This window comes from Roseibium sp. (assembly GCF_965232425.1).
Classification (GTDB): Bacteria; Pseudomonadota; Alphaproteobacteria; order Rhizobiales; family Stappiaceae; genus Roseibium.
On sequence record NZ_OZ246971.1, the window covers coordinates 4,598,594 to 4,611,368 of the forward strand.

15 protein-coding genes are annotated in these 12,775 nt (G+C 61.4%); 6 read left to right on the plus strand and 9 right to left on the minus strand.

Features of this window, described 5'->3' with window-relative positions; genetic code table 11:
• Positions 1-23: 23 nt before the first annotated feature.
• Positions 24-1,019 carry a zinc-binding alcohol dehydrogenase family protein gene (locus ACO08A_RS20910; RefSeq protein ID WP_422041790.1) on the plus strand — a complete coding sequence of 332 codons (996 nt, stop codon included), beginning with the start codon at positions 24-26 and terminating at the stop codon, positions 1,017-1,019.
• A 51-nt stretch (positions 1,020-1,070) separates the two neighbouring features.
• Here the strand turns inward: ACO08A_RS20910 and ACO08A_RS20915 are convergent, their stop codons facing one another.
• Positions 1,071-1,322 carry a hypothetical protein gene (locus tag ACO08A_RS20915; protein WP_422037850.1) on the minus strand — a complete coding sequence of 84 codons (252 nt, stop codon included), beginning with the start codon at positions 1,320-1,322 and terminating at the stop codon, positions 1,071-1,073.
• Between the two features lie 420 nt (positions 1,323-1,742).
• Between ACO08A_RS20915 and ACO08A_RS20920 the strand changes: the two genes are divergently transcribed.
• Both ACO08A_RS20920 and ACO08A_RS20925 read left to right on the plus strand, forming a co-directional pair.
• Positions 1,743-2,543 carry a rhodanese-related sulfurtransferase gene (locus ACO08A_RS20920; protein WP_422037851.1) on the plus strand — a complete coding sequence of 267 codons (801 nt, stop codon included), beginning with the start codon at positions 1,743-1,745 and terminating at the stop codon, positions 2,541-2,543.
• 121 nt (positions 2,544-2,664) lie between these two features.
• On the plus strand, positions 2,665-3,252 hold the full coding sequence (locus ACO08A_RS20925) for a hypothetical protein (RefSeq protein WP_422037852.1): 588 nt from the start codon (positions 2,665-2,667) through the stop codon (positions 3,250-3,252).
• A gap of 57 nt (positions 3,253-3,309) precedes the next feature.
• On the opposite strand, the gene ACO08A_RS20930 is transcribed toward ACO08A_RS20925, so the two are convergent.
• Both ACO08A_RS20930 and ACO08A_RS20935 read right to left on the minus strand, forming a co-directional pair.
• On the minus strand, positions 3,310-4,194 hold the full coding sequence (locus tag ACO08A_RS20930; RefSeq protein ID WP_422037853.1) for an SMP-30/gluconolactonase/LRE family protein: 885 nt from the start codon (positions 4,192-4,194) through the stop codon (positions 3,310-3,312).
• Between the two features lie 129 nt (positions 4,195-4,323).
• On the minus strand, positions 4,324-4,794 hold the full coding sequence (locus ACO08A_RS20935; RefSeq protein ID WP_422037854.1) for an Lrp/AsnC family transcriptional regulator: 471 nt from the start codon (positions 4,792-4,794) through the stop codon (positions 4,324-4,326).
• 183 nt (positions 4,795-4,977) lie between these two features.
• On the opposite strand from ACO08A_RS20935, the gene ald reads away from it, so the two are divergent.
• Positions 4,978-6,117, plus strand: a complete 1,140-nt coding sequence (gene ald / locus ACO08A_RS20940) for an alanine dehydrogenase (RefSeq protein ID WP_422037855.1) — start codon at positions 4,978-4,980, stop codon at positions 6,115-6,117.
• Positions 6,118-6,278: 161 nt separating this feature from the next.
• On the plus strand, positions 6,279-7,820 hold the full coding sequence (locus ACO08A_RS20945) for an acetolactate synthase large subunit (RefSeq protein WP_422037856.1): 1,542 nt from the start codon (positions 6,279-6,281) through the stop codon (positions 7,818-7,820).
• A gap of 68 nt (positions 7,821-7,888) precedes the next feature.
• Here the strand turns inward: ACO08A_RS20945 and ACO08A_RS20950 are convergent, their stop codons facing one another.
• The 5 genes from ACO08A_RS20950 to pgi all read right to left on the minus strand — a co-directional run bounded on the left by ACO08A_RS20950 (position 7,889) and on the right by pgi (position 11,214).
• Positions 7,889-8,161: a hypothetical protein gene (locus tag ACO08A_RS20950; RefSeq protein WP_421983873.1), complete on the minus strand. Its 273-nt coding sequence runs from the start codon at positions 8,159-8,161 to the stop codon at positions 7,889-7,891.
• A gap of 118 nt (positions 8,162-8,279) precedes the next feature.
• On the minus strand, positions 8,280-8,498 hold the full coding sequence (locus ACO08A_RS20955) for a hypothetical protein (RefSeq protein WP_319382941.1): 219 nt from the start codon (positions 8,496-8,498) through the stop codon (positions 8,280-8,282).
• Between the two features lie 302 nt (positions 8,499-8,800).
• Entirely contained in the window at positions 8,801-9,070 is a 270-nt protein-coding gene (locus tag ACO08A_RS20960) for a lipoprotein (protein ID WP_422037857.1), read from the minus strand.
• Between the two features lie 56 nt (positions 9,071-9,126).
• A complete protein-coding gene (locus ACO08A_RS20965; RefSeq protein ID WP_299474122.1) occupies positions 9,127-9,396 on the minus strand; it encodes a glycine zipper domain-containing protein in 270 nt (89 codons plus the stop codon).
• A 195-nt stretch (positions 9,397-9,591) separates the two neighbouring features.
• Complete coding sequence (gene pgi / locus ACO08A_RS20970) at positions 9,592-11,214, minus strand: glucose-6-phosphate isomerase (RefSeq protein WP_422037858.1); 1,623 nt, start codon at positions 11,212-11,214, stop codon at positions 9,592-9,594.
• A 262-nt stretch (positions 11,215-11,476) separates the two neighbouring features.
• On the opposite strand from pgi, the gene ACO08A_RS20975 reads away from it, so the two are divergent.
• Positions 11,477-12,082: a PilZ domain-containing protein gene (locus ACO08A_RS20975; RefSeq protein ID WP_422037859.1), complete on the plus strand. Its 606-nt coding sequence runs from the start codon at positions 11,477-11,479 to the stop codon at positions 12,080-12,082.
• A 40-nt stretch (positions 12,083-12,122) separates the two neighbouring features.
• On the opposite strand, the gene eda is transcribed toward ACO08A_RS20975, so the two are convergent.
• A complete protein-coding gene (gene eda, locus ACO08A_RS20980; RefSeq protein WP_422037860.1) occupies positions 12,123-12,761 on the minus strand; it encodes a bifunctional 4-hydroxy-2-oxoglutarate aldolase/2-dehydro-3-deoxy-phosphogluconate aldolase in 639 nt (212 codons plus the stop codon).
• Positions 12,762-12,775: the final 14 nt, after the last annotated feature.

Below are 12,775 nucleotides of genomic sequence, written 5' to 3' on the forward strand. Positions count from 1 at the left end.
CAGCAGACGGGAAGAACGCACGCATGCCCTGCGGCGTTGTCGTGGAACCGGGCGTGTTCCAGCTGTCGGAGCAGGACCTGCCGCTGGAGGCACCGGAGGGTTGGGTGCTGGTCGATATCCGGGCCGTGGGCATCTGCGGGACCGACTATCACATATTCGAGGGCAAACACCCGTTTCTGAATTATCCGAGGGTGATCGGTCACGAACTCAGCGGCCGGGTTGCCAGGGCAACCGGTCCCTTCAAGGACGGCGAGCTGGTGGTCATCAACCCCTATCTTTCCTGCGGAACATGCCGCGCCTGCAGAAAGGGCAAGCCGAACTGCTGCGAGAACATCGAGGTTCTCGGCGTCCACAGGGACGGCGGCATGTGCTCACGCATCAGGGTGCCGGAAACGAACCTCTACCGTGCCACCGGCCTGAGCGAGCTTCAGGCGGCAATGGTCGAGTTCCTGGCGATCGGGGCCCACGCGGTGCGGCGTGCCGGCGCGCTGAAAGACGAGCGCGTGCTGGTGACCGGGGCGGGTCCCATCGGCCTCGGCACGGCGCTTTTCGCACGCATTCAGGGCGCTGATGTTCATCTGCTCGATCTCAGCGCGGCGCGATTGCGACAGGCCGGCGAGAAGTTCGACTTTGAAAAGCAGCATCTTGCCGGGACGGAGCTTCTGACCGGGCCGCTCTCCGACGGCTTCGACGTCATTTTCGACGCAACGGGAAGCGCGGGCGCGATCGAAGCGGGCTTTCCGCTGCTGGCCCATGGCAGCCGCTACGTGCTGGTCAGCGTCGTCAAGGACCAGATCCGGTTCGATGACCCGGAGTTCCACAAGCGGGAAACCCAGATCATCGGCAGCCGCAACGCGACGGCCGAGGATTTCGAAACCGTGATGCAGGCCATACGCGACGGCTTGATCGACACGGATGCGCTCTGCTCGCTCACGATCCCGGTCCAGGACATCGCCGGTCGGTTCGAAGTCCTGTCCAGTGACCGCGAGACGCTGATCAAGGCGGTGGTGACGTTCTGAGACACTTTAAAGCCGCACGGCCTCGAATCTCATTTGTCCGCTTGGGGTGACCTAAGGGTACGGACCCATAAATGAAGGCAATTTGGTTTGGATCGTTTTGACCAGCTGCGAGGAGCGAAAGCGCAGGAAATGTGGTTCATTTTCAAGCCTTTCGCGACGCGGCAGATGGCCAAAACGGCCAAATCCGAAGGACGGCAAAATGGCTTTACCTCGCAGCGTCACCGCGCTTGACCGGGCAAAAAGCCCGCTCTGCGCACGCTTCCTCGCGAGATCTTGCCATTTTTGCCGCCAAATCGGCTTCATTTATGGGTCCGTACCCTAGAGGAAGTGACGTTTTCCAGGTCGATACGATCCAAAGCTGCCGCGCCTTCGGCGCGACATACATCTGGTTTCCGGATCGGCGCGCAGCTGACGCTGCACTGGTCCGGAATGACTGCTTCTTCCAACCGTTGGTCATCCCGGTTTGCTGCAAAGCGGCAAGACCGGGGGCCTGTGTGTTAGAAGCGTGCTTAACTGGAGTGGGCGGGAGGCCGCCGGGATCCGGGACATGTCACCAACGCACCCGGGTACCGAAACGATCGCCCCTTCCGACTGCAGGCGTCAGATATTATGCGGACTTTTCAAAAAGGGGGCTCTCGCTGTATAGAGGGCGCCGAAAGCTCCGGACCGCACCGAGGGTCTCCCTCCGCCGCGAGCGCTCCCTTAAGCAAAAGAACACGCCCGATGAACGAATTTCTCGTTGCCGCCCTTTATCTGTTCACGCGTCTCGACGACTACGAGGAAATGCGCGATCCGCTCAAGGCTTTCTGCGTGAAGAACGATGTGCGCGGCAGCCTGCTGCTGGCGAGCGAGGGCATCAACGGCACGATCTGCGGGCCGGAGGAGGGCGTCAGGGCGGTTCTCGATCACCTGCGCACGGACCCGAGACTGACGGCGCTGACGCACAAGGAGGCCTGGACGCACCGGCACGTCTTCAAACGCATGAAGGTGCGGCTGAAACAGGAGATCGTGCGCCTGGCGGTCGACGGCATCGATCCGAACGAAATCGTCGGGGAATATGTCAAGCCGGAGGACTGGAACGCGCTGATCTCCGATCCGGACGTGGTCGTGATCGACACGCGCAACGACTACGAGTTTGCCTTCGGAACGTTCGAGAAGGCGCTCAACCCGGAAACGCAATCGTTTCGCGAGTTTCCGGAGTGGGTCAATGCCGAGGAAAATCTTGAGAAGAAGCCGAAGGTCGCCATGTTCTGCACGGGCGGAATCCGCTGTGAAAAGGCAAGCGCCTGGATGCTCAAGAATGGCTTTGAAGAGGTCTACCACCTTGAAGGCGGCATTCTGAACTATCTGGAAAAGGTGCCGGAAGAAGAAAGCCTCTGGAAGGGTGAGTGTTTCGTTTTTGATGACCGGGTTTCGGTCGATCATCAGCTCCAGCCGCGTTGGGGGGAATGGGTGCCGGAAGAGGCGCGCCATATCATCAACGAAGACACAGATTACGAAAAAGGCCCGAAGGAACAGACCTGAACAGAAGAGGTTCGGCGCGCAATCTCTTAACGGGCGTTAACTTTTTGCTTTAATGCCTTGTCAAATTTCCCTAAAATCGGATTGCAGGACATTTTCCTGCACCAGACTGGGGGATGAGTTTATGCGTCGCAGTTCCTGGAGCGCGGTCATCGCGCTGGCTATTACACCTTTTCTTGCATCTTTTGCCCATGCAGGCGGCAAGGCGCTCGCGTGCTATCAGCAGGCGACGGTTCCGGCTGTCTATAAAACCGTTCACGAACGTGTTCTGGTCCGGGCCGCGACCCAGAAGGTCGTGAAACGACCGGCGGTCTACGGCTATCAGAAGCGCCGCGTTCTGGTGCAGCCCGAGCGCGTCAGCTACCGGAAAACACCGGCGGTCTATCAGACCCGTCACCGCAAAGTGATGGTGCAACGCGCCAGCGTCGGCTGGGAATACCGGATGATCAAGGGCGTCAAAACGCTCTGCAAGGTCCAGCACCCAGCGGTCTACAAGACCGTCAGCGAGCGGGTTCAGGTGCAGGCGGCCTCCAAGGTCGCCGTCCGCCATCCGGCGATCTACAGCACCGTGAAGGAAAAGGTGATGCTGCAACCGGCATCCAGCCACGTGATCAGGGAACCGGCCGTCTACAAGACCGTCAGCCGCCAGGTCATGGTGGAACCGGCCCGCACGGTGTGGCAACCGGTCAAGGTCAGGGGCTGCCGGCACTGAGCGAGCCGGCGATTTCATACGTTGACCAGGGTACGCACCCATAAATGAGGCTGTACCCTAGACGGTCCTGAACCGCTCCGTGGTCAAGCCCTTGCGCCCGTGGCCTTCCACGAGGAAGAGGCCGCCGGAGAGCGTGTCCGGTTCGATGGCGGTGGGGTCGGTCGGCTGCTTGATCGTGGTGACGATCAGCTGGTCGAGCTCCGGGCCGCAGAAGCAGGGCATGGTCGGCTTGGGGACCGGCATCTTGATCGCTTCCAGAAGGTTGCCGTCGGGCGCGAAGCAGTTGAGCAAACCTGCGGAGACCCCGGCGCTCCAGTAATTGCCGTCCGCGTCCACGGTCGCACCGTCCGGGCGGCCGGTCTCGTTTGTCTGCTGGGCGTAGAGCATCTTGGAGCCGAGCGCACCCGTTGCCGGGTCGAAGGCGTAACACTCGATCCAGCCGGGCGTGGAATCGGCGTGGTACATGTAGGTTCCGTCGGCGCTCCAGGCGAGGCCGTTGGAGCATTGCAATTCGTCGCGGATATGTTCGACGTTGCCCTTGCCGTCGATCCGGAACAGTCCCGCGATCGGTTCGCGCGGGGAGGCGGTGTCCATCGTGCCGATCCAGAACGCGCCGTCCGGGCCGATCTTGCCGTCGTTGAGACGTGTGCCCGGGCGATCCGCCTGCACCTCGGCGAGGACTTCACTCTTTTCCGTCTTCGGATCGAACAGCAGGATCTTGTCCCAGACACCGACGACGAGGCGATCATCATCCGTCAGGCCGAACGAGCCGACCTCGTTGTCGAAGTACCAGGTGGTGATGTCGCGCGTCGACCAGTCCATCGACTGAATGGTGCGGCCCTGAATATCGACCCAGAGGAGGCGGTTGGTGCGCTCATCCCAGGTCGGGCATTCGCCAAGCTGATAGGTTGTGTCGAGAAAACGGGTGATCGTGTGGGACACCGTGGCAGGATCCTTGAAGTGCCAAGCAATAAACGGATGCGGACTATATAACCGACTTCACCTGCCGTCGAGACTGCAATCGTTCCTGCCGGTTCGGTGGCCTGTCGTGGAGCCATGCAGCTGAACGCCTCAGGTTTCAGCCTCCAGCGGAATCGCTGTCCGTTTCACGATCGGGCGAATGGCGAAGGAGGATTTCATCCTCAGGACGCCGGGAAGCTGGGACAGGTGATCGCGGTGGATGCGTTCAAAGTCGATCGGATCGGCGGCGGTCAGCCGCAATATGTAATCGGCGTCGCCGGCCATCAGGAAACATTCCATGATTTCGTCCGACCGGGCGACCGCGCGCTCAAAACTCTCGAGCGTTTCCTTGGACTGGCCGGTCAGCGAGATTTCAACGAAGACATCCATCCGGCGGCCGAGTTTGCGCTGGTCGAGCAGGGCCACGTAGTTCTCGATGACGCCGGCTTCTTCCAGGCCGCGCACGCGCCGCAGGCACGCAGATGCCGACAGTCCGACGACGTCGGCGAGGTCTGCGTTGGCAATCCGGCCGTCCTTTTGCAGCACGTCGAGGATTTTCCGGTCGAGGCGATCGATTTTCATTATGTTGCACCGCACATATTGCGTTAAACTTTGTCCATGATCGCAGAATCTGCGATAACTTTCCAGATTTGCGCAATAAAATTGTTCAATTCTCGTTTTCACGTCGTGCGAACGCAAGCACATTCGAGGGAAACAGGCGTACACTTAAAGGCAATCAACAATGCTTCCTGAGGAGACGTGGTCATGCGCATTGGTGTGCCGAAAGAAATCAAGAACCATGAGTACCGGGTCGGGCTGACGCCTGACAGTGTTCACGAGATGATCGCTCACGGGCACGAGGTGCTTGTCGAGACCAATGCCGGGGTCGGGATCGGTGCAAGCGACGCGGACTACCAGGCCGCTGGCGCCAAAATCCTTGGCACGGCCAAGGAAATCTTCGACGCCGCCCAGATGATCGTGAAGGTCAAGGAGCCCCAGGCAGTCGAGCGTGCCATGCTACGCCCGGATCACATCCTCTTCACGTATCTGCATCTGGCCCCGGACGCGGATCAGACTGCAGATCTGGTCAAGTCCGGTGCAACCTGCATTGCCTACGAGACCGTCGTCGACGCAAAGGGCGGCCTGCCGCTGCTGGTGCCGATGTCCCAGGTTGCCGGACGTCTTTCGGTCATCGCCGGTGCCAAGGCGCTGGAAAAGGCCCATGGCGGTTCCGGAACCCTCGTCGGCGGCGTGCCGGGTGTCGAGCCTGCCAAGGTGGTGGTGATCGGCGGCGGCGTCGTCGGATCGCATGCGATCACCATGGCGATCGGTCTTGGCGCAGATGTGACGGTTCTGGACAGGAACACAGCCGTTCTCGGCCATCTCGCCCAGACATTCGGACCGGCTCTGAAGACGGTTTATTCAACCAAATCCGCGCTTGAGAAACACGTGCTTGAGGCCGACATGGTCGTCGGTGCCGTTCTGGTTGCCGGCGCGGCTGCACCCAAACTGGTCTCCAGGGATCTTGTCAGCCGCATGAAGGCGGGTTCGGTTTTGGTGGATGTCGCCATCGACCAGGGCGGCTGCTTTGAGACCTCCAAGGCAACCACCCACTCCGATCCGACCTATATCGTCGACGACGTGGTGCATTACTGCGTTGCCAACATGCCGGGCGCCGTGCCGAAGACCTCCACCTATGCGCTCAACAATGCGACACTGCCTTTCGCGCTGGCGCTTGCCGACAAGGGCGCACAGAAAGCGCTGCTCGACGATCCGCATTTCCTGCCGGGCCTGAACGTGATCGGCGGCCAGGTGACCTGCGAGGCGGTTGCCGAGGCGCTCGGATACGACTACGTCGATCCGGCGACTGCGCTTGAACAGAGCGACGCCAGCCAGGCCGCATAAGGCCGGCAGGGTTCAGTTGATGAAAAGGCCGGTTCAGCGACCGGCCTTTTTTGTTGTTTTGGACGGGGGTGGCTGGTGCTTTCAACCCGCGGCCTTGCGCAGGTTGGACAACCCTTTACATCTGCTTTAAACGTCCAGAAACAAGCAGGAGGAGATGCCGGATGAATGGTGCGGAAGCGCTGGTTGAGACAATGCTGGCTTCCGGCGTTTCGGTTTGCTTTGCCAATCCGGGTACGTCCGAAATGCATTTCGTTGCGGCCCTGGATACCCATCCGGAAATGCGCTGCATTCTGTGCCTGTTCGAGGGCGGTGTGACCGGAGCCGCAGACGGCTACGCCCGCATGAGCGGCAATGTCGCCGGCACGCTGCTGCACCTCGGACCCGGTTTCGGCAACGGCTGGGCCAATCTCCACAATGCGCGCAAGGGGCAGTCCGGCGTCGTCAATATCGTCGGCGACCATGCAGGCTATCACCTGAAGCACGACGCGCCGTTACAGGCGGATCTCGACGGCGTCGTCGGCTCGGTCTCCCATTGGGTCCGGCGCGCGACGGACAGTTCCACGGTTGCGGGCGCGGGGGCCGAAGCGATCCGGATGGCGCGCAGCGGCCAGATCGCGACCGTCATCCTGCCGGCGGACTCCGCATGGGGCGACAGCGGGACGGGACCGGCGACTGAGCTTCCGCCGCTGCGCAAACACCGTCCGGACGAGGATCGGATCAAGGCGTCCGCTCATGCGCTGACGCTTCCCGGAGCCGCTCTTCTGGTCAGTGGCCCGGCGCTCTACGGCTCTGGAGCCGAGCTGGCCGGCAAGATCGCGGCGCGGACCGGATGCCGGCTGCTGGCACCTTTTTTTGCGCCCCGTATCGCATTGGGCGAGGGGGCCGTGGCGTTCGAGATGCTGCCTTACAATGTCGACATGAGTTCCGAATTCCTGTCCGGCCTGAAGCACATCGTTCTGGTCGGGGAAGATCCACCCGTCAATTTCTTCGCCTATCCGGGCAAACCCTCGACACCGGAGCCGGCGGGCTGCGCAATCGGCCAGCTGTGTTTCGGCGACTGGGATGTCATGTGGACGCTCGAAAAGCTCGCCGAAGCCGCCGGCGTCGATGGCAGCGAAGACGTTGCCAGGATCGCGCATGACGTTCCGCCGCTGCAAAACGGACCGCTTTCCGCGGAGGGAATCGGGCGCGGCCTTGCAAACTTGCTTCCCGAAGGCGCGGTCGTGGTGAACGAAGCGGTGACCGCCGGGCCGGGCATATGGCCGGCGGTGAACCGGTCCCGGAACCATGACCGGATCAACAACACGGGTGGCTCCATCGGACAGTGCCTTCCGAACGCGCTGGGGGCAGCAGTCGCCTGTCCGGACCGCCCGGTCGTCGCCGTTTCCGGAGACGGGTCAGCCATGTATCAGGTCCAGTGCCTGTGGACGGCTGCGCGCGAGGGCCTGAATATCACGTTCGTGATCATCGCGAACCGGGGCTATCAGATCCTCCATGCCGAGCTGCAGGCGCAAGGGGCGCCCAAACCCGGACGCAACGCGCGCGCGATGTTCGATATCGAGGATCCGCTGATCGACTGGGTCGCGCTGGCGGCCGGTCACGGTGTGCAGGCCGTTCGGGCCGATAGCGAGGAAAGCTTCGCCGAGGCGATGGAAATGGCTGCGGCTTCGCCCGGACCCTTCCTGATCGAAGCTGCGATCTAGACCCCTCTGGCGGTTGCCGCCGAGACTGAAATCAGGTTGTCAGGAAAGACCAGTCCAAGGTAAGGCCCCTAAGGGCATCTGACCTTGTACGGCGTGCCGTTCAGATCGTGGGCGATGCAGTTGCGCGGTGTCGTGACGACACCGATCAGCCCGCCTCCAACTGCGCCAAGGGCTGCGCCTGCGATTGTCGCGTTGACCGTTGAACCTGCCACGGCACCGATCGTCGCGCCGGTCGCTGCACCCAGCCCGGCTCCGATCAGCATTCTGTCGCGCTGGCTCTCCGTATTGACGCAGCCGGCCAACAGGAAGGCGAGGGCTGCAACGGCAAGAATCGGTTTCATCCATGCTCCCCAGCAATGCAATAAGCCTCGCTAGCGTGGAGATGTATGGTTAACAGATTCTTACCAGGCGCCGGTTATCCAAGCTTTCTCAATGCGCTCGGAGGAACTCTTGATCCGGTTATCTCGGTGTTGTGGCCGCTCCGATCGCGGCGCCACCCGCGGCTCCCAGGGCTGCGCCGGCAATAACGGGTGCTGCACCAGCGCCCACGGCCGCACCGACGATCACGCCGGTTGCGGCGCCGAGACCGCCGCCGATGATTGCCCGGTCTGTCTGTCTGCTTGATGAACAGCCGGCGAGGAGGGTGGCCACCGCGGCCACGACCAGAATTTGTTTCATGTCGGTTACGACCTCAAAATGCGTGTGATCTGGCGTCGGCTTCGGCTGGGTCCGCATGGGATGGCCACGGCAGATGAAATCGATCTGCCCGGCACGCCGCTCCTACGAGATACAGCCGAATCGGCGTCAATCGATGTTGATGGCCGAGACCTGAAGCCGCCGTTCGTCGAAGGTGACGCCGCACGCGCGCACGCACCTCAGGCCGTCGAGGCCGGTCAAGACACTCAAAACCAATTGGTCACATTATGGATTGCGTAACCTAAATGGCCCGTTAACGCAGGGGCCATTCTGGTGCATTTCGATCAGGGGCAGACGACGCGGTAGGGGTTTCCATACCGGTCATAGGCGACGCAGTTCTTGGGAGTTGTCGCGGCGCCGACAATGGCACCACCCGCGCCACCGATTGCCGCACCGGCGAGGGCCGGACCGACGCCGCCTCCGGCTGCGGCACCGATGATGGCACCGGTCGCGGCTCCGAGGCCGCCACCTACAAGTGCCCGGTCAGTCTGGCTGTCCGACTGACAGCCAGCAAGAAGCGCCGTAGCGGCAGCAACAAAAAACAGTTTTCTCATGATTTTATCCTACCGATCCGCGGCATTGTCACACAGTCAGGGCTGCAAGTTGTTTGTTACGGGCAGGCGACACGATACGGGTTGCCGTAGCGGTCATAAGCCACGCAGTTTTTCGGTGTCGTTGCTGCGCCGACGATCGCGCCGCCCGCCGCACCGATTGCACCACCTACAAGCGCACCGCCGACGTCGCCGGTCGCTGCGGCGCCGATTGCGGCACCGGTTGCTGCGCCAAGGCCACCACCCACCAGGGCTCGGTCCGTCTGGCTGTCAGACTGACACCCTGCCAATGCAACGCCGATTGCAGCGAGCAGAACAAACTTCTTCATTAAAGGTAACTCCCTTCAAGACCGCGCGGTGCGGCAATTCCAATATTTTAAAGTCTTGCCAAGGTTAAGCTGCTTTGCGCGCCGGGGCAATCTATCAATTCCTACAGTACACAAAACCCAACTTGCTGTCCGGGCAGAGTCTTCGAGTGCTCAGGAACAGATAGCGCCCGTTGGGCGAAAGTATGGCGGTTTCGATCAGTTCTTCAGTGCGGAAAGCAAGCCACGCGTGGATGCATCTTTGCCCTCTGCCGAAGCCTCGCCCTTGACCATGGGCAGGAGGGCGGTCGCCAGTTCCTTGCCGAGTTCCACGCCCCACTGATCGAAGGAGTTGATGCCCCATATGACCCCTTCGACAAAGACGCGGTGCTCGTAAAGCGCGATCAGACGACCGAGTGCGTAAGGGGTCAACTTGTCGTAAACGAGCGTGAAAGACGGGCGGTCGCCCGGGAACACCTTGTGCGGTGCAAGCCGCTCCACGTCGCTTTCGGACATCCCCGAAGCCGCGAGCATGGCTTTCGCCTCCTCCAGCGTCCGTCCAAGCATCAGCGCCTCGGACTGGGCAAGGCAATTGGCCGTCAGCAGTTCGTGGTGGTTGTGCAGGTCTTCCTCGTGACCCTGCTTCGCGATCAGGAACTCGCAGGGAATGACCGTCGTGCCCTGATGCAGCAGCTGGTAGAAGGCGTGCTGGCCGTTGGTGCCCGGCTCCCCCCAGACAAGAGGGCCGGTGTCCATGCCGACCGGGCTTCCGTCCAGCTTCACGCGCTTGCCGTTTGATTCCATGTCGAGCTGCTGCAGATAGGCAGGCAGGCGCGACAGCCGCTGGTCGTAGGGCAGGACGGCCCTTGCGCCGTATCCCAGAACATCCCGGTGCCAGATGCCGATAAGGGCCATCAGGACCGGCAGGTTGTCTTGAAGCGGTGCGTCCTGGAAATGACCATCCATTGCGTGAGCGCCTTCCAGAAAGTCGCTGAACGCATCCGGACCGATTGCGATCATCAGCGGCAGGCCGATCGCGGACCAGATGGAGTAGCGCCCGCCGACCCAGTCCCAGAATCCGAAGACGCGGGCGCTGTCGATGCCGAAGGCCGCAACCTTGTCCAGCGCGGTCGACACGGCGGCAAAATGCTTGCCGACCGCCTCTTCACCCAAGGTCGACGCAATCCACTTGCGGGCGGTCGCCGCGTTGGTCATCGTTTCGATGGTCGTGAAGGTCTTCGACGCGACGATGATCAGCGTTGTTGCCGGATCGAGCTTTTCGAGCGTGTCAGCAATATGCGCCCCGTCCACGTTGGAGACGTAGTGCAGCTCCGGGCCGTCATGATAGGGCGCCAGTGCAAGCGTGGTCATGACCGGGCCGAGATCGGATCCGCCGATGCCGATATTGACGACGTCGGTGAAGGGCGCTCCCGACGAGGACACCAGTTCGCCGGACCGGACGGCTTCCGCAAAGTCGGCCATGGCGTCGAGCACGGAGCGGACATCCGGCATGACATCCGCGCCGTCGACCATGACCGGCTTGTCCGACCGGTTGCGGAGCGCGGTATGAAGCACCGCGCGTTTTTCGGTTTCGTTGATCTTTTCGCCTGCGAACATCGCCGCACGGCGGCCTTCGACGTCCGCCTTTGCGGCAAGGGCCACAAGCTCGGACAGGGTGTCGCTGTCGATCTTCGTCTTCGAATAATCGAGCAGAAGATCGCCGGTTGTTGCCGAGAATGTCCCGAAGCGATCCGGATCGCCGGCGAACAGGTTTCGAAGCGTGGTGCTGTTCAGCTTTTCAGCCTGGCGGGTGAGGGACGCGAGTGTCGCTTCGAGTGTCATGAGACTTCCTCTTAAATCGATTTAACCAACTGGATTCCGGTCACGGCAGACAGCGCTCCAATTAGCACAGCAATCTGACGTAGTGGAGATTTTTCTGAAGAGCGTTTGGCCGGTCCGCCGGCAGCATGTGTGGCGTTGGCGTGTCCTTGTCACGAGACTTTGCCGGATTGACGGGAAATTAGGAGTTTTCAGCTAGCCTCCCATTTGCGTGCTTGCTCAGCACAGGTGATGAACAGAAGACGATTTCAGGTGTTTTAACCCCATGAGCAACGAGAATACGGATCCCGCTCTGACGCATCTTCAGGAAAATCCTGAAGCCAGTGAAAACGTTCAGGTTGTCGATTTCGACACGCTCGCCATCATAGAGGCCGTGATCACCAACGTGAACGAATGGGGCTGCAAGGTCACCTCGGACCATGTCGAGGATCTTTACAAGAATATCGGTATCCGTTTTTCGGGTGCGCGCAAGCTTTCCAAGGCCCAGGTGACGTCGGTCAAGGGCAATGACGCGTCCGTCGTGTTCGTGACCAGTGAAAGCAAGGTCAGCGACAAGCGTCGCGAGAAGCGGAACGACGTCAAGATACCGGTGAAGATCGCAGACCTGGAAGGCATCACGGAAATCGAGGGCACCATCGTCGACGCCGCCAAGAACGGCTGCAAGGTCAAGGCGAACGGGCTTACCGCCTTGCCCGAGGAAGTGCTGCTCACCATGAACAAGTTCAACAAGCCCGTGGTTGCCGAATTTGCGTGGCGCAATGACAAATCCGCCGGCATGCGGCTCCTCTGGGACAGAACACTGGAAGAAACCGAAGCCCCGGACACGTCCGGCAGCATGGAAATGCCTGCCGCCGCGACCGAAGACGCCTGAGCGTCAGCGCTGTCCCGGCCCTCAGGCCGGCATCAAGCCGTCAGCTGGTCAGGCCGCTTGCCGCGCGCGCCCTTTCCTCGATACCCGCCCAGTCCTCTGACGCGATCGCCTTGGCGTCCGCGATCCAGGACCCGCCGACGCACAGAACATTCGGAAGGGCAAGGTAGTCCGGTGCCTTATCGATGCTGACACCTCCCGTGGGGCAGAACTTCGCGGCTGCCAGGGGAGAGGAAAGCGATTTCAGGTAAGACGCTCCGCCGGCCTGCTCGGCCGGGAAGAATTTCAAACGCCTGTAACCGCGTTCAAGAAGAAACATGACTTCGGAGGCCGTTGCCGCGCCGGGAAGCAGCGGCACGCTGTGGGCTCCTGCCGCATCCAGAAGGTTCTGCGTGGCCCCCGGAGAAACGATAAATCTGGATCCGGCCGAGACCGCGGCATCATATTGCCTGCCGTCGAGCACCGTGCCCGCGCCGACGATGGCACCCTCGACATGCCTGCTGACCGCTTCGATGGCCTCCAGGGCGCGTTCCGTCCGCAACGTGATCTCGATCGCGGGAAGGCCACCCTTCACCAGGGCCGTCGCCATCGGCACGGCCTTTTGCGGATCTTCGACGACCAGAACCGGGATGACGGGCGCGGCGCACATCACCGTTTCTATTTTTTCGATATCCTGTGCCATTGAATTCTCCCGGA